22 protein-coding genes and 2 pseudogenes are annotated in these 23,168 nt (G+C 68.6%); 12 read left to right on the top strand and 12 right to left on the bottom strand.

Annotated features, from left to right (window positions below; translation table 11 throughout):
- Nucleotides 1-305: 305 nt before the first annotated feature.
- Together ACZ4EG_RS37160 and ACZ4EG_RS37155 are read right to left on the bottom strand one after the other, a co-directional pair.
- Complete coding sequence (locus ACZ4EG_RS37160; protein ID WP_467793732.1) at nt 306-608, bottom strand: hypothetical protein; 303 nt, start codon at nt 606-608, stop codon at nt 306-308.
- Between the two features lie 93 nt (nt 609-701).
- On the bottom strand, nt 702-1,310 hold the full coding sequence (locus ACZ4EG_RS37155) for a CDP-alcohol phosphatidyltransferase family protein (RefSeq protein ID WP_467793731.1): 609 nt from the start codon (nt 1,308-1,310) through the stop codon (nt 702-704).
- A gap of 336 nt (nt 1,311-1,646) precedes the next feature.
- On the opposite strand from ACZ4EG_RS37155, the gene ACZ4EG_RS37150 reads away from it, so the two are divergent.
- Nucleotides 1,647-2,093, top strand: a complete 447-nt coding sequence (locus ACZ4EG_RS37150; protein WP_467793730.1) for an RICIN domain-containing protein — start codon at nt 1,647-1,649, stop codon at nt 2,091-2,093.
- 405 nt (nt 2,094-2,498) lie between these two features.
- Here ACZ4EG_RS37150 and ACZ4EG_RS37145 read toward each other — a convergent pair.
- Nucleotides 2,499-3,053 (bottom strand): annotated as a pseudogene (locus ACZ4EG_RS37145) (transposase); the annotation flags it as partial.
- Between the two features lie 74 nt (nt 3,054-3,127).
- Here ACZ4EG_RS37145 and ACZ4EG_RS37140 point away from each other — a divergent pair.
- Nucleotides 3,128-4,063, top strand: a complete 936-nt coding sequence (locus ACZ4EG_RS37140; protein WP_453562268.1) for a DUF5996 family protein — start codon at nt 3,128-3,130, stop codon at nt 4,061-4,063.
- 34 nt (nt 4,064-4,097) lie between these two features.
- On the opposite strand, the gene ACZ4EG_RS37135 is transcribed toward ACZ4EG_RS37140, so the two are convergent.
- A complete protein-coding gene (locus ACZ4EG_RS37135) occupies nt 4,098-4,559 on the bottom strand; it encodes a VOC family protein (protein ID WP_467793729.1) in 462 nt (153 codons plus the stop codon).
- Nucleotides 4,560-5,026: 467 nt separating this feature from the next.
- Between ACZ4EG_RS37135 and ACZ4EG_RS37130 the strand changes: the two genes are divergently transcribed.
- Together ACZ4EG_RS37130 and ACZ4EG_RS37125 are read left to right on the top strand one after the other, a co-directional pair.
- Nucleotides 5,027-5,254 carry a hypothetical protein gene (locus ACZ4EG_RS37130; RefSeq protein WP_467793728.1) on the top strand — a complete coding sequence of 76 codons (228 nt, stop codon included), beginning with the start codon at nt 5,027-5,029 and terminating at the stop codon, nt 5,252-5,254.
- A gap of 81 nt (nt 5,255-5,335) precedes the next feature.
- The gene (locus tag ACZ4EG_RS37125; protein ID WP_467793773.1) at nt 5,336-5,794 is read left to right on the top strand and encodes an aminotransferase class I/II-fold pyridoxal phosphate-dependent enzyme; all 459 of its coding nucleotides are present in this window, start codon (nt 5,336-5,338) and stop codon (nt 5,792-5,794) included.
- A gap of 81 nt (nt 5,795-5,875) precedes the next feature.
- Here the strand turns inward: ACZ4EG_RS37125 and ACZ4EG_RS37120 are convergent, their stop codons facing one another.
- The gene (locus ACZ4EG_RS37120; RefSeq protein ID WP_467793727.1) at nt 5,876-8,518 is read right to left on the bottom strand and encodes a SpoIIE family protein phosphatase; all 2,643 of its coding nucleotides are present in this window, start codon (nt 8,516-8,518) and stop codon (nt 5,876-5,878) included.
- A 660-nt stretch (nt 8,519-9,178) separates the two neighbouring features.
- On the opposite strand from ACZ4EG_RS37120, the gene ACZ4EG_RS37115 reads away from it, so the two are divergent.
- From ACZ4EG_RS37115 to ACZ4EG_RS37100, 4 genes are all read left to right on the top strand, one after another.
- A complete protein-coding gene (locus tag ACZ4EG_RS37115) occupies nt 9,179-9,319 on the top strand; it encodes an SDR family NAD(P)-dependent oxidoreductase (protein ID WP_467793726.1) in 141 nt (46 codons plus the stop codon).
- Nucleotides 9,320-9,326: 7 nt separating this feature from the next.
- Nucleotides 9,327-9,989 (top strand): oxidoreductase, encoded by a 663-nt coding sequence (locus ACZ4EG_RS37110; RefSeq protein ID WP_467793725.1) that lies wholly within the window; start codon nt 9,327-9,329, stop codon nt 9,987-9,989.
- A 111-nt stretch (nt 9,990-10,100) separates the two neighbouring features.
- Nucleotides 10,101-10,340: a hypothetical protein gene (locus ACZ4EG_RS37105; protein WP_467793724.1), complete on the top strand. Its 240-nt coding sequence runs from the start codon at nt 10,101-10,103 to the stop codon at nt 10,338-10,340.
- Nucleotides 10,283-11,017, top strand: a complete 735-nt coding sequence (locus ACZ4EG_RS37100) for an AraC family transcriptional regulator (protein ID WP_467793772.1) — start codon at nt 10,283-10,285, stop codon at nt 11,015-11,017. Before ACZ4EG_RS37105 ends, ACZ4EG_RS37100 begins: the two co-directional genes overlap by 58 nt.
- A gap of 387 nt (nt 11,018-11,404) precedes the next feature.
- On the opposite strand, the pseudogene ACZ4EG_RS37095 reads toward ACZ4EG_RS37100, so the two are convergent.
- The 5 genes and pseudogenes from ACZ4EG_RS37095 to ACZ4EG_RS37075 form a co-directional block, all read right to left on the bottom strand.
- A pseudogene (locus ACZ4EG_RS37095) lies at nt 11,405-12,067 on the bottom strand (carbohydrate binding domain-containing protein); the annotation flags it as partial.
- Nucleotides 11,953-14,319: an alpha-amylase family glycosyl hydrolase gene (locus tag ACZ4EG_RS37090; protein ID WP_467793723.1), complete on the bottom strand. Its 2,367-nt coding sequence runs from the start codon at nt 14,317-14,319 to the stop codon at nt 11,953-11,955. The gene ACZ4EG_RS37090 and the pseudogene ACZ4EG_RS37095, both read right to left, overlap by 115 nt.
- A 442-nt stretch (nt 14,320-14,761) precedes the next feature.
- Nucleotides 14,762-15,433 (bottom strand): peptidoglycan-binding protein, encoded by a 672-nt coding sequence (locus tag ACZ4EG_RS37085; protein ID WP_467793722.1) that lies wholly within the window; start codon nt 15,431-15,433, stop codon nt 14,762-14,764.
- A 51-nt stretch (nt 15,434-15,484) separates the two neighbouring features.
- On the bottom strand, nt 15,485-16,012 hold the full coding sequence (locus ACZ4EG_RS37080; protein WP_467793771.1) for a hypothetical protein: 528 nt from the start codon (nt 16,010-16,012) through the stop codon (nt 15,485-15,487).
- Between the two features lie 57 nt (nt 16,013-16,069).
- Nucleotides 16,070-16,693 carry a peptidoglycan recognition protein family protein gene (locus ACZ4EG_RS37075; protein ID WP_467793770.1) on the bottom strand — a complete coding sequence of 208 codons (624 nt, stop codon included), beginning with the start codon at nt 16,691-16,693 and terminating at the stop codon, nt 16,070-16,072.
- On the opposite strand from ACZ4EG_RS37075, the gene ACZ4EG_RS37070 reads away from it, so the two are divergent.
- Nucleotides 16,614-16,781: a hypothetical protein gene (locus ACZ4EG_RS37070; protein WP_467793777.1), complete on the top strand. Its 168-nt coding sequence runs from the start codon at nt 16,614-16,616 to the stop codon at nt 16,779-16,781. The two genes, ACZ4EG_RS37075 and ACZ4EG_RS37070, sit on opposite strands and share 80 nt — an antisense overlap.
- A gap of 601 nt (nt 16,782-17,382) precedes the next feature.
- Here ACZ4EG_RS37070 and ACZ4EG_RS37065 read toward each other — a convergent pair.
- Nucleotides 17,383-18,618 carry a peptidoglycan-binding protein gene (locus ACZ4EG_RS37065; RefSeq protein WP_467793721.1) on the bottom strand — a complete coding sequence of 412 codons (1,236 nt, stop codon included), beginning with the start codon at nt 18,616-18,618 and terminating at the stop codon, nt 17,383-17,385.
- A gap of 163 nt (nt 18,619-18,781) precedes the next feature.
- Between ACZ4EG_RS37065 and ACZ4EG_RS37060 the strand changes: the two genes are divergently transcribed.
- From ACZ4EG_RS37060 to ACZ4EG_RS37050, 3 genes are all read left to right on the top strand, one after another.
- Nucleotides 18,782-18,910, top strand: coding sequence for a hypothetical protein (locus tag ACZ4EG_RS37060; protein ID WP_467793720.1), 129 nt, complete (start codon nt 18,782-18,784; stop codon nt 18,908-18,910).
- A 977-nt stretch (nt 18,911-19,887) separates the two neighbouring features.
- Nucleotides 19,888-20,388, top strand: coding sequence for a hypothetical protein (locus tag ACZ4EG_RS37055; protein WP_467793719.1), 501 nt, complete (start codon nt 19,888-19,890; stop codon nt 20,386-20,388).
- A gap of 325 nt (nt 20,389-20,713) precedes the next feature.
- Nucleotides 20,714-21,691: an IS110 family transposase gene (locus tag ACZ4EG_RS37050; protein WP_467793718.1), complete on the top strand. Its 978-nt coding sequence runs from the start codon at nt 20,714-20,716 to the stop codon at nt 21,689-21,691.
- A gap of 259 nt (nt 21,692-21,950) precedes the next feature.
- On the opposite strand, the gene ACZ4EG_RS37045 is transcribed toward ACZ4EG_RS37050, so the two are convergent.
- Entirely contained in the window at nt 21,951-23,132 is a 1,182-nt protein-coding gene (locus ACZ4EG_RS37045; protein WP_467793717.1) for a PAS domain-containing sensor histidine kinase, read from the bottom strand.
- Between the last annotated feature and the right edge of the window lie 36 nt (nt 23,133-23,168).

The raw sequence follows: 23,168 nt of genomic DNA, 5'->3' as shown, positions 1-23,168 counted from the left end.
ACCGATGCCGGCAGACGAGGCGTTCGACGGCCTCGGCGAGGTTGTTGGGTCGGACCGGGGCACCCGGCCGGGATTTCTCCCGGTGGGCTTCCCCGGCCCGCCCGCCGAGTGAGGTAGGCCGCCGACGGGGTGCCCGTGGCTCGGGTCCTTTTCCGACGGCCCCTTCCCGAACCGGACGGGCCCGAATTCCAGGCATCCGGCTCTCCAGTGATCACTTCCGGAGTGCTGCGGTGGGACGTCCCGCGTGGATGTCTTCATGACAGCGGCGGCAGAAGCCACCAGGGTCTTGCGCCGTCGCATCGCCATCAGATGGACCCATGCGGGCCTTTCCCGGCGTCCGGGCCGGTTGAGATCAGCGAGCTTGCGGACGTGGGGATCTCAAGGTTCGTCCGCGTCTCGCAGATTTCGCAGCACTCGGCGAGGAGCCTGTGGATCAACTCGTTGCGCTTCATGCCGGCCATGACCGGGCGGATGTCGGTGAGAACTGCCGTGCGCTGCCGCTTGAGTGAGATCTCGTCGAAGCGGGCGACCAGCGGCTTCTTCCCCTCGTCGCGGGGGACCGTGACCTGGATGCAACGGCGTGGTCCAAGACGGCCCAGGCGGAACACGGCCGGCTCTCCAACATCGCGTTCACCACACCCGACCACGTGATCCAGACCGTCTGCCGCGGCCTGAGAGCAATCCAGACCGAAGCGACCTCTCTACGGATGCCTCACCGAAACGGGGCTGTTCAAGCTCCGTAGCTTGCGCACTTGAGTCGTGTAAAGCGCTGCGGACCACCAGTAAAGCCCAGCCCCCCAGATCGCCAACGCCCAACCAAATATGCGCGCAAAATTGGCCAGCGAGCCCCCTCCGCTAGTCAAAAGGAGGAGCGGGAAAGCATACATCAAATTGAAAGTGGCTGCTTTGCCGATGAAGTTTACCTTGAGGGGGTCATAGCCAATTCTGCGCAAGGTTGCAATATTGAGCGCCATGAATATGTCGCGCGCGAGAAGTAGCATCAAAAACCACCACGGGATGATACCTCGAAGCAGTAGTGCAAGCAGTGTGGAGATTGTATAAAGGCGGTCGGCCGCCGGATCCAGGACCTGACCCAGGCGAGTTACTTGATTCCAACGCCGGGCCAGCTTCCCGTCAAGGTAGTCGGTCGCACCGCTAACTGCCAAAAGGGCGATCGCCCAGGCGTCAAGATTCGCCTTGCCGAAGTAGGGCTGAAGTGCGAGCCACAGAAATATTGGAACTCCGGCAACGCGCAGGGCGCTCAAAGCATTGGGGATGGTCAACACCTTATTGAGGTGATCTTCTTCCACTCTACCGTCCCCACCTCGACGCCTCGGCGCGCATATTACGAATTCGAAAAAGTAGTACTTGATCTTAGCAGAGGCTCCAGGGCATTCGAGAGCCGGCCAACGCTCAGAGGTGTTTAGAGTGAATGTCCAATATCGCCAAGAAGGGGCAATCCTCTTTGCGGCTTAAAGCGATTGGATTGGATGATCATGCTCTGTTAGGTCGCTCATGCGTTGTCTGACCAACAACGCACTGTCCGGCTTGCCTCAACAGAGTGAGCGAGCCGGGACTGAACTTAGTTGGCCTTGTGCCAACTGACGCATATCTGGGGGTATTGCATGAACATGAGGCGTATAGTGATGGGTCTGTCGACCACCGCATTGGCCTCCGTAGCCGTGGTAGCCAACTCCGGCAGCGCCTTTGCTGCCTCTCGTGAGGTTACCTGGAAGAATGTCGCGACCGCCCGATGGCTCGAAATGGACACCGGCCTTCTTGGGGCCGGAACCAAGGTGGAAACGAGCGAACGCAAGGCTGGCGGGTGGGACGAGACCAAGAACTCCGACGGTACGTTCACTCTTGAGTGGACCGGCTACAGCACGGGATCTCACTGCCTGGACAGCAACTCCGATGGCGATGTCTACGGGATTTCCTGCAATGGCGGGAACAATCAGAAGTCGTACGAAACGAAGACAAGTACCGGATGGCGCCTGAAGAACAAGGTAACTGGGCGCATCTTGGACAGCAGCGCATCCGGCTCTGTCTACACGAGGCCCGACAACGGCGGTAGGCACCAGCGTTGGAGCTAACGCGCACCAGCTATTGCTGAATTCGACGCGGATTGGCGGGCCTTCGAAGTTGAGCGGTGCGCCTCGTCGGGCGCTGACGTGGTGTCACGGTGTGTGACAACCGTCGTCGTGGTGATCGTCTCCTGGAAGCAGAGGGCCCGTGGGCCTGCGTGATCATTTCTGTTCTCTAGGCAGAAGGATCATGCAGGAGCCACGGGCTTGGTCAACGATACGACTTTGCTGCTCGATCTCGACGGGGTGTCCGTCGTGCGGGTCGAGCGGCTGGGTGACGGTAGTCGTCGGGTACATCTGGTCACGGCGGACGAGGCGGCACGGGCCTGCCCCGCTTGTGGGGTCTTCGCCTCCCGGGTGAAGGGAACAGCGGTGACCCGGCCGCGTGATCTGCCCTACGGCGAGAGCAGGTTGGCGGGCGGCAGGGAAGACCTCGGCCAGGGCCTTCCACAGGCCCACCTCGGCTCCTCGACGCAAACCGTCGTCCGCCGCTACCGACGTGTACGCGCAGGCCAGGCTGCGGGTGGTGACGCTGCCGGCACAGTTCCTCCCGGTCGTCGTTGATCTTCGCGATGGCCCATGACTCGGTGCTCTCCCGCAGGCTCTCCGCGAGGGCGATCAGCTCCTTGGTGCCGTCCAGCCGCACCCCGAGCAGGACCAGCACGCGGCTGTGGGCCTGGCCGAGCCGGACCTTGGGGTGTACGCCGTCGGACACACGTAGACGAAGTCGCGGTCAGACGGGTCGCGCTGCTGGAAGGCGGCGTGGTCGTCGCTCCACTGCTTGGTCAGCCGGGTCACGGTCGCCGCCGACAGGCCGGCCGCCGAGCCGAGGAACGGCTCGAGGGCGGGTACGAGGTCCCCGGAGAACGGTCCGTGCAGGTAGGGCAGCGGCAGCACCTCGCTCGCCTTGGGCGACTTGCGGCACCACGGGGCAGCGGCGGCCGGGCTGAACCGCTCCTTCGGCGGCGTGCAGGATGCCCCCTGCGGGGTCATGATGAGACGGCCCGGCCGCCGCGGGAGCGCCGGGCGGGAAGGGGCAGACGATGGAGCTGTTCCCGCCGGTGCCGCTGGTGGAGTGGCGGGACACCAAGGAGACGCTGCACCGCTTCGCGCAGATCGTGGGCAAGATCCGCTTGGCCGCGAGCGCCCGGCGTAACCACTGGTGGAACGTCCCGTTCCATGTCACTGGGCGCGGCATCACCACCCGTCCGATGGGTCAGGTCGACGGGAATCCGATCTTCACGATCGACTTCGACTTCGTCGACCACCGGCTCGCCGTCATGACGCTGGACGGCGAAGAGCGGTCCTTTCCGCTTCCGGGCCAGTCCGTCGCATCCTTCTACGACCGGACCCTGGCCGCTCTGGCCGCGCTGGGCGTCCGGGTGGACATTGCTATTCCCAGGCCCTTCGATCTGTCCGACGCCGACCGGCCGTTCGCCGAGGACACCGAGCACGCGACCTACGACCCGGTGGCCGCAAACCGCTACTGGCGGGTGCTGAGCCAGGTGGCGGCCGTTCTGGAGGAGTTCGCGGCGGGCTTCTCGGGAAAGGCCAGCCCGGTGCACCACTTCTGGCACACCTTCGACATCGCCCACAGCCGGTTCTCCGGGCGCCGGGTCGACCAGCCCGGGCAGGTCGACCCCGTCACCCGGGAGGCGTACTCCTCGGAAGTGATCAGCTTCGGCTTCTGGTTCGGCGACGACACCTTCGCCGAGCCCGCGTTCTACTCGTACACCGCCCCCGAGCCCGCCGGCCTGGCCGAAGCGCCGCTCAGCCCGGCGTCTGCCCAGTGGGTCGCGGGCGGAGACAGCCACCTGGCCGTGCTGCGCTACGACGTGGCCCGCGCCGAGGCCGATCCACGTGCCGCCGTGCTCGCCTTCTACGAAAGCGCCTACCAGGCCGGGGCCGGACGCGCCGGATGGGACATCGCGGCGCTTGCGTGCCCCGGCGGAATCACGGACCCGGTCCGTCGCATCTGACGATTTCGGTCAGCAGTGCAGCGCAGTCCAGTGGTCAGGCTTCGGTATCGGTGCGCGCCAGGATGCCCTTGAGCAGGCCCGTGGACTGGCCGACCTCGATGAGGTAGCCATCCGGGTCGCGCATGTAGCAGCGCAGCTCGGCGCGCCGGTCGATGGGCGGGGTAAGGAACTCGGCTCCCCTGGCGCGGGCTGCCGCGTAGAAGCCGTGGATGTCCGCCACTCGTACGTTCAGGAAGCTGGATACGGTGTGGCGGTCCTCCGGCGGGCGCAGGACGACGTCGGGTTTGTCATCGGTGGGACCACCGCCCGGGTTCATGATGATCCAGCTGTTGGCGACCTTGATGATGCAGGGGTTCTCCTCCAGCACCACCTGCCCGCCCAGCACATCGGCATAGAACGCCCGTGAGCGAGGGACGTCGCCGACCGTGAGAAAGTGCTTGAGCAGCAGGCCCTCGGCCGGTGCGAGTTCCCCGGATCGGGCTGCCCCCAGCTTCACCAGGCCGCTGCGACGGCCCGGCGGAGAAGGTCTTTCACCTGCACTCGATTGCACAGGAGTCCTCGTGGCGCACTCCTGTGCCAGCGAACGTTGATTGCGTGCCATCGAAAATTGGGCGGTGGGGACCAAGCGCCTTCCGGCGAGCTGAGGACGCAATCAGTCGTGACGGCCCGCTCTACCTGACCGGACCTTCATCTTCTCCTCGCTGTTCGTCAGGCGTGTCCAGGATGGCCCCTCGGGTGTAGTGAGGGGTCCCTGGGGGTGGGGCCGCCCCAGGGGCCATGAGTTCGGCGAGGAGCCTGCTCAGGTCATCCGTGGCTAGCGCCAGGCCCAGGGTCTGCACGATGCGCAGAGCGCAGTCCCGGATGGACTGAGCGCTCTTCTCGGGCGCCGCCGTGCTCCTGATCTCGTCACACACTCGGCTGAACTGCTCAGCGCTGATCGTTGGCCGACTTACCGGTTGCGCCATGGTGCGCTCCTCCTGGAATAACGGGCCGTTCCACCCGCTCTTCCAGAAAGCGCTGAGCACACCGCAATGGCAACTGGAGAGAGCTGGCGCGCAGGCGATCGGCCAGAGGCGCTCAGACTTCGTTGGCCAGCGCCTGGCCTTGCAGTTCGCCCGGCGGTTCCTGACAGGGTCCGGCGATTACCAGCCAGCCGCCCCAATTATCGTCATCAGCCTCCGGCAGGGATGATCTATCTGCCGCCGGCCGACGTGGTTGACGCGATGACCGCCGCAGCCGCTCGGGCCAACGGGTACGGCCACGGCGGCCGGGCTGCGCATCTACCGCGACCACCCGAATCTCGTCGTGCTGCGCAGTTTCTCCAAGTCCTATGGTCTGGCCGGCCTGCGGATCGGATACGCCGTCGGCCAGCCCGGTCCGATCGCCGGCCTGCGCGCCGTGACGATGCCCTTCCTGGTGCCGGCCGTCGCGACTGCGGCCGCCGTGGCCGCGATGGACGCCGAGCGGGAGTTCGCGGCGCGGCGCGAACGCATTGTGCAGGAACGAGCGAGAGTGACGACTTCGCTACGGGAGGCCGGTATTGCCGTGCCGTCCAGCGAGGGCAGCTTCGTGTGGCTGCCTCTCGGTGCGGCGACCGCGTCTTTCACCCGGGCGTGCGAGGCGGAGGGCCTCCAGGTGCACGCGTTCGACCATGAGGGCGTCCGGGTCACCATCGGCACCTGCGACACCAACGACCTGCTCTTGCGCGTCGCGGCGTCCAGGACCTGGTGACGGCGGTCCGGGGGCCGCCGTCACCGGCAGGCCACGATCATCGGGGCACAACACCGACCCGTCCGTTGCCCACTGGCTTCCTCACGAGGTGGGGAAGGGCTGCTCGGCCCAGATGACCTTGCCGTCTTCGGTGTACCGAGTACCCCAGTGCTGGACGAGCTGTGCCACCAGGAACAGTCCGCGGCCGCCTTCGTCGGTGGTGCGGGCCCTGCGCAGCCGGGGGGAGGTGTTGCTGTTGTCGGACACTTCGCAGATCAGCGCGCGATCGCGGAGCAGACGCAGCCGGATGGGTTCGCCACCGTAGCGGATCGCGTTGGTCACCAACTCGCTCACCACCAACTCGGTCGTGAACTGCAGGTCTTCCAGGCCCCACTCGGTCAGCTGCGCGGTGACATCCGCGCGCACCCGTGAGACGACCGCGGGGTCGGAGGGCAGCTCCCAGGCGGCGACCTGGCAGGTACCCAAGGCTCTGGTGCGGGCGACGAGCACGGCGACGTCGTCGGCGGGGTAAGGGGGCAGCAGCGCCTCCAGCGCCTGGCAGGTCTGCTCCGGCGTCCGGCCGGGATGGGCGAGGGAGCGCCGCAAGTACTCCATGCCGAGGTCGACGTCGCGCGGGCCGTCCTCGATCAGCCCGTCGGTGTAGAGAACCAGCAGGCTGCCTTCGGTCACCTCGATCTCGGCGGTCTCGAAGGGCAGACCGCCCAGACCGAGTGGCGGACCCGCGGGCAGTTCCGGGAACTCCACGGTACCGTCAGGGAGGACCAGGGCCGGCGGCGGGTGGCCGGCGCGGGCCAAGGTGCAGCGGCGCGTGACCGGGTCGTAGACGGCGTACAGGCAGCTCGCGCCGATGATCTTGTTGGAGCCCGTCCCTGCTTCTTCTTCATCGAGGTCGAGGCGGCTGACCAGGTCGTCGAGGCGGGTGAGGACCTCGTCGACAGCCAGGTCGAGGGCGGAGAGGTTGTGCACGGCGGTGCGCAGTCGGCCCATGGTGGCGGCGGCGTGCAGGCCATGGCCGACAACGTCGCCGACGACCAGGGCAACCCGTGCCCCGGACAGCGGGATGACGTCGAACCAGTCACCGCCCACTCCCGACTCCGCAGGTAGATAGCGGTGGGCCGTCTCCACGGCGTGGTTGGCGGGAAGGCCGCGCGGGAGCAGGCTGCGCTGCAGGGCGAGGGCCATGGCGTGCTCACGGGTGAAGCGGCGGGCGTTGTCGATGCACACGGCCGCGCGTCCGACCAGCTCCTGGGCGAGCGAGAGGTCGTCCTCCTCGAACGGCTCCTGGCGCCTGGAGCGGTAGAAGCTGACCACGCCCAGGACCATGCCGCGGGCGATCATGGGCACGGTGATGAGCGAGTGGACTCCGGTGTCAAGGACCCGTGCGCCGCGGACAGGATCGTTCGCGAGCCAGCCCGGGGCCTCGGCGAGGTTCGGTTCGAGCACCGGCTCTCTGCTTTTGAGCGACTGGGCCTGCGGCGTGGACGTGGCGAAAGAGACCAGGTCACCGACCGCGTACAGGTGGGAACCTTCGTGGATGCCGCCGATCGCCGCTCTGCGCAGCACACCGTCCACCCGGATCGGCTCCTCGCCGCGCAGCACGGAGTCCGGCAGGTCGACGGCGACGATGTCGGCGAGGCGGGGGACGGCCACCTCGGTCAGCTCCTCGGCGGTCCGGGCCACATCCAGGGTGGCCCCGACACGGGCACCGGCCTCGCAGAGCAGCTCGAGCCGCTGCCGGGCCCGCAGGGCGAGCCTGCCGATCCCGGGCTCGCCGACGGCGAGCAGCCGTCGCTCAGTGGGTGTGGAGCGTTCAGCGGAGGGACTGGTCAGGACGACGGGCGCGTCCCGTGGACCCGGGACGGATGACGCAGCTTCGGGGGCCGCCGCGGTGAAGTGACGCAACGCGCCGCCAGGTAGGACGGCCTCGACGGCGAATCCTGTGACGCCGGATGGGCTCTCCACGGCCCGGCTGAAGAGCGCGGCCGACTGGCCGTGGGTGAGCTGCACATCAAGGAGGCCGATGCGTTCCGAGGCGATCAGCTCGGTCGCGTGCTCCTCCAGGATGAGTTGGTCACGGCGGTCGAGCAGGCCGTCGATCCCGGCGTCGATCGGTCCGTCGGTCGCAGTCCGGCGCCGGGCTTCCTGGAATGCTTCCAGCAGAGCGCGCTCGCGGGACGTGGTGCGGGCCAGGAGCCGCTGCTCGATGCCGCGGGCCGCCTCGAGCGCCGCGGCCATCATGGCCGGATCGGCGTGCGGACGCAGGTAGGTCAAGTCGAGCACGCCGAGGACCCGGCCGCTCAAGGGGTCGTGGACAGGGGCCGCCGCACAGGCGAGCTGGCGCATGACCTCAGCGAAGTGCTCCCGGCCGCACACGAAGGCGGGCTGGCGCGTCACCAGTGCGGTGCCGATGCCGTTGGTCCCGGTGATCTGCTCGGGAACGCCGAATCCGGGGGCGATCTGCAGCGAGTCGAGATAGCGGTTCATTGAGTACTCGCCGACCCGGCGCTCCAGCAGCCGGGCCTGTTCGTCGCTGAGCAGCACGGTCGCCGGTATGCCCGAAAGCTGGGACTCCAGGCGGTCGAGCACAGGCCGGGCGGCGTGTGCGAGACCGCCGCCGATGTCCAGATTGTCGAAGTAGGGCGTGTCCACACGGTCGGGCACGATGCCCAGGGACTGGCAGCGCCGCCAGGAGGCCAGGATCGCGTTACGTACGGCCGAAGACACAGGTCTGCCCGCCAGGAGCCTCTCGTACGCTTCTGAGAGGGCTTCGTCGTCCCAACTGGCCTTCACTTGATCACTTCCTTGGCCTACTCAAAGTGCGTCCAGTCTCCATCAGGAGGAATAAAGAGGACAAGATGGTGATATTTGGTGTCGTGGGGTCCTGCAGAATCGTAGGGCCCCTGGGCTGTGGATGCGCGAAAAAACGGCTTGCCTGTCGCGGCCTGGAGTGCCCCACAGGGTGCTTTTATATCTTTCGTCAACCGCGGCGGTGACCTGGAGACCAGCTGTACCGAGCACGAGCAGCGGTCGGGCGTCGTGAACTCCATGCCCCGGCCGCCGACGTCGCGGCACCGTGGCCCCTTGGCTCCTCGACCGCGCCCCGCCTTCGCCCTGGCACCGGAGTTCCACCCGCCACGGCGTGGGCCCACGGCCGCCGGGAGAGGCGGCCGACCTCGGTGAATCTTGGCATCTCCTGCCGGAGTATTTCGGCGATGGACGCCACGGCGTGTTCCGTGGCGGCCGACGGATCGGCTGAGGGGTCTTGTCCAATCCGGCGCGCTGTGCGAGCAATATGGCGTCTTCTGCCGGTGCGGGCCGGGCCAGCCGTACGTAGCGTTGTCGGTGGCGGCAGCCGAGATCATTCACCACGGAGACATGAGAGTCATGCGTACGGCACTGGTCACCGGAGCCTCGTCCGGCATGGGCCGGGAGACGGCCAAGAAGCTCCTCGAGGAGGGGTTCACGGTCTACGCCGTCGCCCGTCGGGTCGAGCGGATGCGCGACCTGGAGCAGCTGGGGCGGTGACGCTCAGATGGACATCACCGAGGACGAGGACATCACGGCCGTGGTCGAGCGTATCTCTGCGGACCGGGGTGGGGTCGACGTTCTGGTCAACAATGCTGGCTTCGGCATGTACGGCGCGATGGAGGACACCGGCGTCGATGAGGCCCGGTACCAGTTCGAGGTGAACCTTTTCGGCCTCGCCCGGCTCGCTCAGCTGGTGCTGCCGTACATGCGCAAGCAGGGTGCGGGCAGGATCGTGAACGTCTCCTCGATCGGAGGCAAGATCTACACGCCGCTGGGCAGCTGGTACCACGCCACCAAGCACGTTCTGGAGGGCTGGTCGGACTGCCTTCGCCTGGAGGTCGCGCCGTTCGGCATCGACGTCGTCATCATCGAGCCGGGCGTTATCGACACCGAATTCGGGGACGTGATGGTGGAGCCCATGCTGGAGCGTTCCGGCTCCTCCGCCTACGGCGAGCCGGCGCACAGGCTGGCTGCGTCCAGCCGGGAGATCTACCGGCCCGGCAGTGCGACGTCGGCGTCCCGTCTGGCCGATGTGATCGTGGGGTCGATCACGGCACGTCGGCCCAAGACCCGCTACGTGGCTGGCAAGTGTGGCAAGCCGCTGGTCAGCGCACGCAAGTGGCTCAGTGAACGGGTGTTCGACCGCATGGTACTGCGGGCGGTCTGATGCACGTACCCGACCCGCGCCGCGTCCACCGGCCGGCCGCATCCCCTCCGGCGGTCCGCGGGCCTGCGCCGACATTCAAGGCCCGGGCCGCACGCGCCAAAGGAGCGCACCGTGGCAGCTGATCTGTTCACCGTCCATGCCCCCGTCCGTGCGCTGCTGTCGGACCTCGGCATCTCGCTGACGTCCGTGCAGTACTTTGACTTGTGGCGGGCGATCGAAGGGGAGGCCGATGACCCGCAGCTGCCCCTCACCATCGGACGGGCGTTGTCCGTCGAGGTCTTCGACCCGCCGCCCTGTGCAGCCCTGACCTGCGAGTTGCCGCCCAGCGGATCGCCACGTACAAGAAGCTGATCGGCCCCATGTCCGTGCAGGTCGCCGAGACTCCAGGAAAGCTCACCCTGGTCTACCAGTGGCCCCCGTTGATGCGACCGCCGGTGCTGCTGGCGTTGACGGAGTTGGTCTTCTGGGTGGTGTTGGCCAGGGTCGCCACCAGGACGCCTCTGCGTCCGCTACGCCTGACCGCGCCCGAGCCGTCCGCGGACCCCGGCCCCTACCGGGACTTCCTCGGTACCGCCATCGAGCAAGGACGGCAGCAGTCCATAACCTTCTCGGCGTCCGACGCCGACCGGCCGTTCCTCACCGCCGACCAGCGCATGTGGGACTTCTTCGAACCCGAACTGCGGCGCCGGCTGTCCGAGCTCCAGTCAGGGGCCACAGCAGCCGAGCGGGTGCGGGCGGCACTGCTGGAACTGCTTCCGGCCGGCAGCGCGACGATGGACGCCGTCACCAGATCGCTGAACGTGAGCGCCCGCACCCTGCAACGGCAGCTCAAGGGCGAGGGCACCACTTTCCAGACGGTCCTCAACGACACCCGTGAGGCCCTGGCACGGCACTACCTCACGCACTCCCAGCTGACCGTACGGGAGATTTCCTTCCTGCTCGGCTACGAAGACCCCAACTCCTTCTACCGAGCCTCCCAGACATGGACCGGACAGACCCCCGCCCAGGTGCACGCCGAGGCGAAGTGACCAGGACGACGGTCGTCATCTTCGGGGCCACCGGAATGACTGGACGAGGAGGGTCCTGCGCCAGTGCCCGCACGACCCTGTGGCGGCGGCCCGCAGGAATGACCGAATCGACTCGTGCCGCGGCGGCCACGGTCTACCTGCACGGAGCCGGACGCGCAGTGGCGGCCTAGGACCACACCAAGGCCATGGCCCAGCTCGATGAGCAGCGATTCAATCTCACCCAGGCTCGGGTCCGCACCGTCGACCAACTGCACGCCGTGCTGCGGGATCTGCTGCCCGGCCGGGCCCCGGTGCAGTTGTAGGCGGATCAGGCCGCCGCACTGCTGCGCGCGGTCCGCCCCGTCGGCGACGTCCAAGGGCCGCAGGGAGCCCAACGCTGGCGCAGGGGTCGGCGGCGTCGGCGGCGACGATGTGGTCCTTGACCTTCGAATTGCCCTGGCCTAGGTGGTAGTTGGCGCCGTTGTTGTCCCAGACGCCGTTGCCGTTGTTGAAGGTGCCCTGCCAGGTGGTGGCGGTGCCCAGGTCGACGGTCAGCCTGACCCAGTCGGTGCAGGCGGCGGCCATTCGGGTGCCGGGGACGGCGGTCCAGCTGCCGCCGGCGGGCGCCCAGTGCAGGTAGTACGCCGACCAGTTCCGGGTCGGCGTGTAGTAGTACACGATGGCGGAGTTCGCCTCGGTGGGGGCGGTCGTCGCTGCGTGGGCGACCGCACCGGGGAGCAGGGTGGCGAACAGGCCGAGCAGGGAGGCGAGGAGCGGCGGCAGCGGCCAGAGCAGGCGCTTTTTGCCGGGCGGGGCTGGTGGGGTGTGCGGTACATGGTGGGGGAGCTCCTCGTGCTGGGGCCGCGGTGGGGCGCGGCTGTGCGGAGGGCGGGGCGGCGGTCCGCTGGTGGTCTGCCGGCGGTCCGGGGTCCGGTTGCCTGGCGGTCCGGATTCGGTTACTTGGCGACCAGGATCAGGGTGGCACGCCCATGCAGCCGGTAGACGGTGCCCGTGCCGCCCATCACGGCTTCGCTGCCGGGGCGGGCGACCTGGTTGGAGCCTTCGGCCCATGTGGAGGTGTCGGTGACGCGGTACCAGTTCTTGCCCGCGCCGGGAGGGGGAAGGGTGAAGTCGACGTCTCCGGACCAGCCGTTGTAGGCGACGTAGATCGCGCTGTTCGGGTCGCCGAGTTCGGTGCCGTCGTAGCGCCAGGCGAGGGCGTGGTTGTTGGGGTTGCCCCAGTAGGTGCCGTCGGGTGTGCTGCCAGCGGGGGTGAACCAGTCGAGCTGGCCCATGCCGTTGCCGTTGCCGTCGGCGGTGCTGTAGAAGTTCGCCGGGCGCAGTGCCGGGTGGGCCTTGCGGAAGGCGATCAGGCGCTGGGTGTAGGTCCGGAACGTGCTCTGGTCGGCGGTCCAGGAGGTGCTCAGCCAGTTGGCCGAGGAGTCCAGGTTGTAGGGGTTGTTGTTGCAGTTGACCGAGCGCAGGTACTCGTCGCCGCCGGTCGTCATCGGTGTACCCGCCGACAGCATGAGCAGGGCGAGGCCGTTGCGGGCGGCCTTGCGCTGGTCGGCGGCGTTGCCCGCCTGGTCCCAGGAGAGGTTGTGGTCGGATCCGCCGTCGGACGGGCCGTAAGGCCAGGACTGGTCGTTGTTCTTGGTGTTGCAGCGGTACAGGTCGGCGAGGGTGAAGCCGTCGTGCGCGACGACGAAGTCGACCGAGTTCCAGGGGGCGCGGCCGTTCAACTGGTAGAGGTCGGAGGAGCCGGCGATACGGGTGGCCAGGTCGCTGGGAGTGACGTTCTCCACGCCCATGGTGTTCTGGTCGCGGCGCACGGTGTCGCGGAACTTGTCGTTCCACTCCGACCATCCGGAGGGGAAGTTGCCGACCTGGTACGTGCCGATGCCCAGGGCCCAGGGCTCGGCTATCCAGTCGGCGCCGGTGCCGCCGGACGCGCGCCGGGCCGGCATCAGGGCGGTGATGCGGTTGAGGGCCGTGTCCGGGTCGGTGCGGCTGTACTGGAAGCAGCCATGCTGGCAGGTGTTGCCGAGGACGGGCGCGAGGTCGAAGCGGAAGCCGTCGACGCCGAGGGTGTCCTTCCAGTACGCCAGCGAATCGGTGATCAGGGCCCGGGTCGTGGGGTTGTAGGTGTTGACGTTGCCGCCGACGCCGGTGTTGTCCCACGGGCTCTGCATGTCGCTGGTGAGCGAGTAGTAGGTCGGGTTGTCCAGGCCGCGCAGGGAGAACAGGTTGTAGGTGTTCCTGTCGGAGGCGTTCCAGGGGCCGCCCTCGCCGGTGTGGTTGTAGACCACGTCGGTGAAGACCTTGATGCCGGCGTCGTGGAACGCTGTCACCATCTCCTTGAACTCCCGGGTGGGGCCTCCTGCGCTCTGGTCGGCGGCGTAACGGCGGTCCGGCGCGAAGTAGTCGAGGGTGGAGTAGCCCCAGTAGTTGTCCCCGGCCGTGCCGGTCGGGTCCACGTCGTTGGCGTCGTTCTGGGTCTCCTGGACGGGGAGGAACTCCACCGCGGTGATGCCGAGGGCGGCCAGGTCGGCGGCCTTGAGGGCAGCGCCCTTGTAGGTGCCCCGGTAGGCGGACGGGATGGAGGGATCGTTCTTGGTGAGTCCGCGGACGTGCACCTCGTAGACGATGTCGTCCTTCAGAGCCCGGGTCGGCTTGGTCCCGGTGCTCGTGCCGTCGGCGGCGAGGACGATGCCCTTGGGGGCCTGGGGCCCGCTGTCGGCGGTGCGGTGCTGCGGGCCCGTGCCGTAGACCGAGCTGTCGGTGGCGCCGGGGGTGACCGGATCGTGGCTCAGCTCCCGGGCGTAGGGGTCGGTCAGCAGCTTGTTCGGGTTGAACCGGTTTCCGGCGGCGTCCACGTCCGTGATGAAGCCCGCGGTGGAGCCCTTCGTCCACCCGGGGTTGTAGGGCCAGTTCGGGCCCCAGGCGCGGTAGCCGTAGTAGACGGGGCCGGTGATGCCGTACTGCTGCTGGAGCGTGGTCACCGGGACGGACACCGACCAGACGGCGGTCGCGGAGTCCTTGGTGAGCTGCAGGGCGGCGGCCTCCTGGCCGCCGGTCGCCGTCCGGTACAGGTACAGATCGAGCCGGGTGGCACGGGAGGAGTAGATCCGGAACTCCACGTTCGTGCCGGACGCGTCGTAGCGGGCGCCCAGTGGGCCGCCGGTCGCGGCCGCGGCCGGGGTAGCGAAACCCCCGGGGGTGAGCGGTGCCGCGAGCGCGGCGGTGGCGGCGAGGACCGCGGTCGCGGTGCGTATGCCGAGGCGGCTTCTTCTCCGGTCGCGGGCAGGGGGGAACGAAGACACGGCGGCTCCCGAGGCAGGCAGGGGAAGCCCCGGCGCCGTCCCGGGCGCCGATGGCTTGAAAAGAGTTGCTGAATCTTGCCGAAAAGTAGTGCAACTTTTGAGGGTCGTAAAGGTCTCGCGCACGATCGGCGGGGCCCGGGTTCCAGGCGGGATCAGAACGCGTTCCATCACGTCCGTGGGGCTGCCCGCGCTGTTCGTCGTGCCGCTCGCGGCCGGGTGCTCCAGTGACGGGCCATCGGCGTCACCGTCGCCGTCGGAGACCCGGGACGACTTCGGCTGCCTGGCCCCTCAGCGGGGGACATGGCACGAGGCCCGTCGCGGCGTGGGTTCGGTCGCGGGGCGCCGCCCGCCGAATGGTTCGGCGGGCGGCGCGGACCACGGCCGTGGGTCGTCCGGGGAGGGGGCCCGGATATGGACGAGGCCGCGGCCGCTCGGGGAGGGATCAGGCGTTGCGGCAGGTCCAGGGCTGCCAGCCGCGGGCCTGGTAGAGACGGTAGGCGGCGGCGATGTTCTGCGGGGCGTCCAGGGCACGCGACGTGGTGCCGAGGTAAGACTCCAGCGTCCCGCCGTTGTTGAACTGGAACACGCCGAAGTCGCGCGAGCCGTTGTTGTTGCGGCCGACGGCTATCTCGTTGAGGCCGGACTCGCAGCGGGCGACGCGGATCGCCTTGGCTTCCAGGTTGTCGGGAAACGCCCGGCGGATCATCGCCTCGATCTGGGCGGGGGACCGGGTGTTCAGGTTTACCGATCCCGGATTGCCGAGACGGCTTTGGGTGGCCGGGCCCACGACGCCGTCCACGGCCAGGTCGGCACGGCCCTGCAACGCCTCGACGGCGTTGCGGGTGGCCGGACCGAAGGAGCCGTCCACCGCCAGGTGGGCGCCGAGTTGGTCGAGTCTGGTCTGCAGTGCGGACACGCACGACCCGCTCGCGCCCTGGCTGAGCGTGGTCGAGCACAACGCCAAAGTCGCCGCGGAGGCCTGCGCCGCGGGCAGCGCCGCGGCGCTGCCCGCGGCCAGCAGGCAGACGGCGGCCGTACTCATGGCCGCACGGCGCAGGGCCGTGCGGGGACGGGTGGCCACGCGGTGGCCGAAAGTACTGCGGTTGCCGAACATGCGGGAATTCCTTGGTTGTTGGGGTGGTGGTGATGGGGGGAGCGCGGGTGTTCAGCAGCCGCAGGTGTAGAAGAGGACGTCCCAGTGGGTGCTCTCGCGGGCATAGATGTTTCCGGAGCCGGCCCGGTACTGCGGGGCGCCGTCACCCGCCCGCCTGCCGATGTACGTGAAGGTGCCGGTGATGTAGTTGCTCAGGCACGTGTTCGGGTTGAAGTCGAGCTTGTAGCCGTTCCAGTGGCTGTACGTGCCGGATGCGTGTCCGGTCTCCGTGCCTCCGGTGATGTTGAGCGCACAGCGGCTGGCGTTCTTCAGCGTGATGGCACCCTGCACCGTCGAGAGGTTGATCTGCTCGAAGGACGTGCAGTGGGCGTTGTTGCGGTTGGTGCAGTTGCCGCTGGACGACCAGGTGATTCCCGCGCCCCGGAGACGGTTCGCGGCGTCCGCCTGGCCGAGCTTGGTCACGGCGGTCGGGGAGGCGGTGGTCGTCGGCGCATCGGGTGCGGCCCAGGCAGAGCCGCCGGTGGCCGTGAGTGCGGTCGCGAGGACCGTGCCGCTCAGGGCGGCGCCCAGCTTGGTCATCGTGTTCAAGTGCTTCTTCTCCTTGGCTGGTTGATGATGAGTCGGGCGGAGGCGTCCTCAGGCGACGAGCGCGCCCCAGGTACGGGCGTCCACGACGCCGTCGGCCGGCAGGGACGCGTCGGCCTGGAAGGAGGACACCGCCGACCGGGTCGCGGGCCCGAAGGCACCGTCGACCCGCAGTCCGGCGCCGCGCGCGGCCAGTTGGCTCTGCACGGCGCGGACAGCCTCTCCGGAACCGCCCGTGGCGAGCGGCGCGACGAGCTGGTTCCAGGTCCGTTGTCCGGCGACACCGTCCACCCCGGCCTTGACGGCGCCCTGGAAGGCCCGGACGGCGTTCGCGGTGACGCTGCCGTAGCTCCCGTTGATGAGGAGCGCGGATCCGTGCTGACGAAGCAGGTACTGGAGGCTGCGCACGCGCTCCCCGGTGGCGCCCACGATCAGCGTGGGCCAGACGGGGGCCACCGCGCTGCCACCGATGCGGGCGGCGACGTCGGCTCGCAGGCGCGGCAGGCGGGCGTACAGGAGGTCGCCCGGGCAGTCGGTGTTGTTGAAGTCCCGGTGCCCGTAGATCTGGTACGCCCGCAGGCCGTACTGGGTGCAGATGCTGGCGCACAGATCCACGAGGGACGCGTACAGCGCCGAGGGCGGCTGGACGGTGTCGTACGTGCCCTCGTTCTCGATGCCGATGGCGACCGTGTTCTGTGCCGTGGAGTGCGCGCTCTCGACCGTGGCGGCGCCGCCGAGCAGGGTCTCCAGGCTGCGGTGCTGACGTGTCCGCCGCGGCTGATGGTGAAGTGCTGGCCGGAGTCGATCCAGCCCCGGCCGAGATGCGAGTCCTGGATCGACCGGGCGAGCGCGAAGGCGTGCGCGTGCGAGCCGTCCTGGACGTTGGGGCTGTCCGTGTGATGCACGATCACCTTGTGCGGGCGCGCGGAGTGCACCGTGACCGGCCGGGATGGGCGGGTGGGCGCCCCAGTGGTCGCAGCCGGAGATCGGCGGCTCCGCCGCGGCCCCCGCGGGTCCGGCGTACCGCACGGCCGCTGCTGAGATCCCCGTACCCAGCACGACCGCGCCGCCCAATAACACCGCCCGTCGGCTCGTCCGCCCGTACGACCGCCCGCCGGAATGCAGGGAACTGCCCACTGTCCTTGGCCCTTTCGCCTAGTCGAGGCCGCCCGGGGGCGACGGAAGAGGACGATGGCAGTCCCGGGCGGTGCGGCCAATGATCTGCCGGACATCGGGACAGCGGGCTGTTTCACCCTCTCCCACCTGCGGTGACGTGGTGGGCTGGGATGGCAGGTGGGCTGGGGCTGGCGGGCTGGGGCGGAGCCGGGATGCGTCCGGTGCGGTTCGCGACTCCGGCCCGGGGGTCAGGGCGTGGCGCTCGGCTCCGGCTTCCCCTTCGGTCCCTTGGACGTGCCCGACTTCGACGCTCCCGCCTGGTAGGCCTTGTCGCACGACGGCCAGGCGCGGAAGTCGTGGGTACGGGCCCACAGCCGGTGGGCGGCCTGGATGTTCCACTCGGGGTCGAGCGCCTTGCGGGGCGTGCCGCCCAGCTCCCGCAGGGTGCCGTCGTACAACTGGAACACCCCCCAGTTCCGCGTGCCGTTGGTGTTGCCCAGGCTGTACAGCGGGTCCAGGTTCGAGGCGCACTTGGCGATGCCGCCGGCGCGGTCCGCGTCCTCGGTGAACACCTCGCGGACCCGCCGGTCGACCCTTTCGGGCGACCACGGATGCGCCTTGACACGGCCGGAGTAGAGGGCGCGTTTGGTCCCGTCGTCGACCACTCCGTTGGGCTCCAGCCCGGCGAGGAGCTGGAAGACGACGACGCGCATCTGCGTGAAGGGGCCGAAGGCACCGTCGACATCGAGGTCGAGTCCGGCCTGCTTGAGCCGGAGTTGGAGCTCACGGACGCAGGTGTCCTGATGGCCCATAGCGACGAACCGGCACTTGTCCGACAGCAGCGGACGGTTCGGCGAGTCGTCGTCGCCGGCCGGACGCCCGCCGGTGAGCAGAACGGTGCCCGCCACCGTCACGCCGACGACGAGTAGGCAACCGACGAGGACCGGCCATCGGCGCAGATGCCGCAGTCGGAGACGGAACGGCTCGCGCGCCGGCTCGGACCCCAGGGCGACGGAACTCGCCGTGCCCGTCGTCAACTCAACAGCCGAGACAGGTGAGTTCAGTGCTGAGCTTGCCGACTCAACCTCGAAGCCGGGCAACTTGACCGACATCTCCGCCAACTCGGTGTCGGCGGTGGCGGGAATCTGCGCCGGAATCGGAGTCGGCCCCGCGACCGAGTGGGCACCCGGGGCCGGTTCGGCCCGTGGCGCCCGGCGTCTTCGGTCGGCGTCGACGAGCACCCAGAGCCGGTGCAGCTCCAGGAGTTCCCGGGGGTCGGCCCCGCAGGCCTTGCCGAACCGGGCGAGGGGGTCGAAGTCGTTGGGCACGCCGCCGCCCGAACAGTAGCGTTGCAAGGCGGAACCGCTCACCCCCGACCGGCGTGCCAGTGCCTCATAGCTGCAGTCCGCCCGGCTCTTGAGCGTCTGCAGCAGATCCGTGAACTCCCGCGCGTAGGGGGACCCGGCCGCCCGTAACTCCGACACGCACGTACCTCCACTGGTCGGCGCCGTATCACAGCGGAGTCCACGGTGCCCCAACCAGCTTGGTGCGTCCACCAGTTCGAGGTGTTACGCCTAGATCACACGGATCACACTGTGCCGCTCTCCCACCACCAGGACTGCGCGCCCCAGCGGCAGCCGGAAGACCGTGCTGCTCGGCTCCCTCACGCTCGGCGCCTGCTACGTCGTGCTGTTCCTGATCAACCCCAAGGGCTTCGGCTACGGCAATGTGAAACACGTCCCTGCGCTCGGCGCCGTCCTGGGCTGGTATGGCTAGGGAATCCTGCTGATCGGCACCCTCGCCGGATATCTGTTCGGCGTGCTGTCTGGCATCGCGCTCATCTTCGCGGGCCGGGCCGGCCGGAGGGGACCAGGATCCCGCTCGGCCCGTTTCTTCTCACGGGGGCGTTCGGCGTTGTGCGCTCCTGGGCTCCTACACCCAGTGAATCCGGGCTTGCGGAGTCGAGGAGGATGCCGCGCTGCGGTGACTGTGCTGTTGGCGCACAAGGCGAGGTTCGTCCTGGCCAGCCTGGGTTCGTGGCTCCCGTCGCGGGTGCCTGCACGGCGAGAGGAAGTCGATGACCGACCAGGCAACCCGGTCCCAGGCCAAAGCGGATCCCAGCACACTGACGTTGGAGTTCCGGCATGTCCACCGCCTTATTGAACCTGTCGCGGAGGGCGTCCAGACGGACGCCGAACAGCTCAGCCGCCGGCTGCGCGAACATCCCGGGGTGGAGATCGCCTGCCGCGACGGCTCGCTCACCTACCGGCAGGGCTTCGCCGACGGCGCCCCAGAGGCCGTCCAAGCCAGCGACCGCTTCCACCTGTGGCAGGGACTGTCCCGGCGGGTGCAGGAAGTCGCCGCCGCCCACCGCGGCTGCCTGCCCGAGGCTCTCCCTGCCCTGGACTTGACCGGGCCCGAGCTCGCGGACACCGCGGCGACGGAATCCGAGTCGGCATACACTCCGGCCAGCCGCCATGCACGACGGCTCTTCGCGTCCGTGCACGCGCTGACCGATGCCGGCCGTTCCTACAGCTCCGCAGCCCGTGAGCTCAGCCTCGACCGTCGCACGGTGCGCAAGTACGCACGGGCCCGCACCTGGCACGAGGTGGTTCGCCGCCCTCCACGCCGCCCCTCCGCCCTCGACCCGTACCTCAACTACCTGACAGCAACGCTGGGACGAGGGCGAACACAGCGCCAAGATCCTGCACCAAGCGCTCCTCGCCGAGGGCTACTTGGGTCACTATCAGCGCGTGAAGATGGCCGTCGCACCCCTGCGGCGCGGCCTGCCCCTGGATGAGCCACGAGAGCGGCCACCCTCCCCACGCGAAGCAGCCCGCTGGATCATCACCGCTCCCGTCCGGCACGGCCCGCACACCACCGATCGTCTGCGACGGCTGCTCGAGCACTGCCCGGAACTCCGCGAAACCCACGAACTGGTACGCCAGTTTGCCGACATGCTCCAGGCCCGTGATACCGCTCCACTGCCTCGCCGGCTCGATGCGCTCCAGGGCAGCGGACTGGCTCCGCTCGCTGGTGTCGCCACTGCTCTGCGCGAGGACCAGCACGCGGTCGCCCAGGGGATCAACACCCCCTACAACTCGGGGGTCAACGAAGGCCGCATCACCGACCTAAGGTTCCAGAAACGCATCATGGCAGGACGCGCCGGCGTCCCGCTTCTGCGCCACCGAGTCATCCTGATCGCCCACATACGCCGCCTCCACACCGACGCACCTCTCACGGCGTCAAGATGATCTCCGCCTACGAAAATCTTGCCAGGAACACGGATCGCTGCGCTGAGCACCCCGAGTGCGGAAAAGTAGACCTGGATGTCCCGGCCACGCCGATGGCTCTGCGATGCCGGTGAGCTCGTTTGCCAGGATGGTGCGGGGGTCAGCCAAGGGGACCACGGTTTGTCGCCATGGCGGCATCTGCCGTCCGGGAGCACGCGTGTCAGATTCCGAGTTATCCCTTGACTCCTCCGGGACAGCCGCCGAGCGGGGTGGGTGCGGTCGTCGGGAGCGGGCGATGAATCGGCAGGACGTGAAGGACGAGGTCATCCATCTGCGGTACGCGGGAGTGGATCTGGGCAAGCGGTTCCTGCTGGCCTGCGTACGCACGCCCAGCACGAAGCGGTCGGGAACCTGGAGCTTGGAGACCGAGCGGTTCGGGACGACCCGGGCAGAGGTGTGCCGGCTGTTGGCGTGGTTGATGGAGCGTGAGGTTGAGGTGGTGGTCATGGAGGCCACCGCCGACTACTGGCGCGGTGTCTACTACGTTCTGCAGCCCCATCTGAACTTGATGCTGGTCAATCCCGCCCACCTCAAGGGGATCCGGGGCCGCAAGAGCGATCCGAGCGACGCGGCGTTCCTCGCCCGGGCCGGCGCGTCCGGGCTGGTGATGGCCTCGTTCGTCCCCGAGCGTGCGGTCCGGGAACTGCGGGATCTGACCCGCAGGCGTACCGAGCTCGTGCGGGCCGCGGGCTGGGAGGTTCAGCGGCTGGAGAAGGAGCTGGAGGACACGGGCATGAAGCTCACCTCGGTGCTGACCGATGTCACGGGCGTGAGCGGCCGGGCGATCCTGGAAGCCCTCGTCGCCGGGGAACGCGACCCCGGGCAGCTGGCGGGCCTCGCCGTCGGCAAGGCCCGCGCGAAGATCCCAGCCCTCATCGAGGCCCTGGACGGCGAGTTCACCGACCACCACGCGTTCATGGTCCGCCACTACCTCGACGAGATCGACCGCTTCAAGACAGCCGTCACCGTGCTCGACACGCGGATCGCCAGCCTTCTGGCCGAGCGCGAGCCCGACCGGGCAACAGCAACCTCAAACGGCTGCTCGGCGTCGCTGCCATGGCCGCCATCAGGAACAAGGGCAGGTACCTCGCCGCCCACTTCCGGCGCAGCTCCGCACGCCGGGGAGGCAAACGCGCCGTGGTCGCGGTCATGCACAAACTCGCCATCGCGATCTGGCACGTCCTGCACGAAGACGTCCCCTACCGCGACCTCGGCGCCGACTACTTCACCAAGCGTGACCCCGAACGCGCCATGCGCTGCATGATCAGGGAAGCGAACAGCCTCGGAACGACCCTCCGCTTCGAACCCATCCCAATGGCCTGACCTGCACAGTCGCTTGCATCTTTCGTGTCAGAGCCAGAACGGAGAGTACGCGGACACCTGGCCGCCGTCAGCTCGTCGGGTTGTTCCGGACGACAGCGGTGTACTGGACCGTATCAAGGCCTTGGCGCAAGGGTTGAACTACTGCACCGGCCGGTGAGGTCCCCTCAACTCACGTATGAATGCTGCGCCGTTCGGCGGGTTCACGTGCTGTGGGGAGAGCCCTTGGTGGTGAGGGGGATGCGCCAGCGCAGGCGGGTGCCGCCCTCGGGACGGCTGGTCGCCTCGAACCTGCCGTCGAGTTTCTCCGCGCGGCGGCGCAGGTTGGTCAGGCCGCTGCTGCGGGAGACCGTCGGGTCGAGGCCGAGGCCGTTGTCGGTGACCTCCAGGACAAGTTCGTCTCCGGCATGGACGGCGACCCAGGCAGCGGAGGCATGGGCGTGACGGGCGATGTTGGACAGGGCCTCGCGCAGCGCAGCGAGCAGATGGGCGGCGGTCTCGTCGGGCAGAGCGGCGTCGACGGGGCCGGCGAACTCGACCGTGGGGGCGAAGCCGAGACGGTCCTGCGCGGAGGAGGTCTCGTCGAGGACCTGGGCGCGAAGGCTGACGGCCTTCTGAGTGGGCCGATTGAGGTTGAAGATGGTGCCGCGCAGCTCCCGGATGGTGGCGTCGAGTTCGTCGATCACCTTGTGGAGGCGGGAGGAGACCTCCGGCTGCCCGGCGCGGGCGGTGATGCTCTGCAGTGCGAGACCGGCGCCGAAGACCCGTTGGATGACCATGTCGTGCAGGTCCCGGGCGATACGGTCGCGCTCGGCCATCACTTCGCGATCGGCGCGTGCGGCGGCCAACTCTGCCTGGGCGGCGAGCTGGTGGGTGATGTCCCGGGCCACGGTGGAGAAGCCGATCAGGGCTCCTTCCGCATCACGCATCGGTGAGACCGTGACGGCCACGTCGACGTCCGTGCCGTCGGCGCGGTGCCAGCGGCTGTGGTAGGAGTCGGCATGTCCCTGGGACCGTATCTGCTCCACCACCGACCGGAAGATGTGGAAGGCCGCCTCGGGCATGAGGGTGCCGATCGTCCGGTCGAGGATGGGCTGCTCGGTGTGGCCGAACAGCCGCTGGGCGCCCGGGTTCCAGGTCTGGACGAGGAGGGACGGGCTGACCGAGATCATGGCGTCGTCGGAGGCGGCCACGATGGCCGCGAGTCGGGCCTCGGCGGCTCGGGCGGCCTCCAGCTCGGTGTGCAGGGCTATCAGGCCCCGGTTGGTGTCGTCGAGCTCCTGACGCAGCTCGTCCACCAGCTGTGCGTGGCACGCCAGTTCAGCGTGTTGTGCGACGTTGTCGTCCGCGCCCTCGGCGGTCAGCGGACTGTGCATGTCGCCCATGCCTACCGCCCTTCGCCCGGTGACAGGAACCGATTC

It is taken from the genome of Streptomyces sp. NPDC025638 (genome assembly GCF_055558775.1).
The sequence above is the reverse complement of the archived record's forward strand: the minus strand, read 5'-3'. Positions and strand labels throughout refer to the sequence as shown.

Bases quoted from the DNA above. Each gene is read 5' to 3' on its own strand.
- ACZ4EG_RS37150 (WP_467793730.1), top strand. From the start codon at position 1,647: ATGGGTCTGTCGACCACCGCATTGGCCTCCGTAGCCGTGGTAGCCAAC.
- ACZ4EG_RS37070 (WP_467793777.1), top strand. From the start codon at position 16,614: ATGCTGGCGCACAGATCCACGAGGGACGCGTACAGCGCCGAGGGCGGC.
- ACZ4EG_RS37080 (WP_467793771.1), bottom strand. From the start codon at position 16,012: ATGACCAAGCTGGGCGCCGCCCTGAGCGGCACGGTCCTCGCGACCGCA.
- ACZ4EG_RS37140 (WP_453562268.1), top strand. From the start codon at position 3,128: ATGGAGCTGTTCCCGCCGGTGCCGCTGGTGGAGTGGCGGGACACCAAG.
- ACZ4EG_RS37085 (WP_467793722.1), bottom strand. From the start codon at position 15,433: ATGTTCGGCAACCGCAGTACTTTCGGCCACCGCGTGGCCACCCGTCCC.
- ACZ4EG_RS37045 (WP_467793717.1), bottom strand. From the start codon at position 23,132: ATGGGCGACATGCACAGTCCGCTGACCGCCGAGGGCGCGGACGACAAC.
- ACZ4EG_RS37115 (WP_467793726.1), top strand. From the start codon at position 9,179: ATGCGTACGGCACTGGTCACCGGAGCCTCGTCCGGCATGGGCCGGGAG.
- ACZ4EG_RS37110 (WP_467793725.1), top strand. From the start codon at position 9,327: ATGGACATCACCGAGGACGAGGACATCACGGCCGTGGTCGAGCGTATC.
- ACZ4EG_RS37130 (WP_467793728.1), top strand. From the start codon at position 5,027: ATGGTGCGCTCCTCCTGGAATAACGGGCCGTTCCACCCGCTCTTCCAG.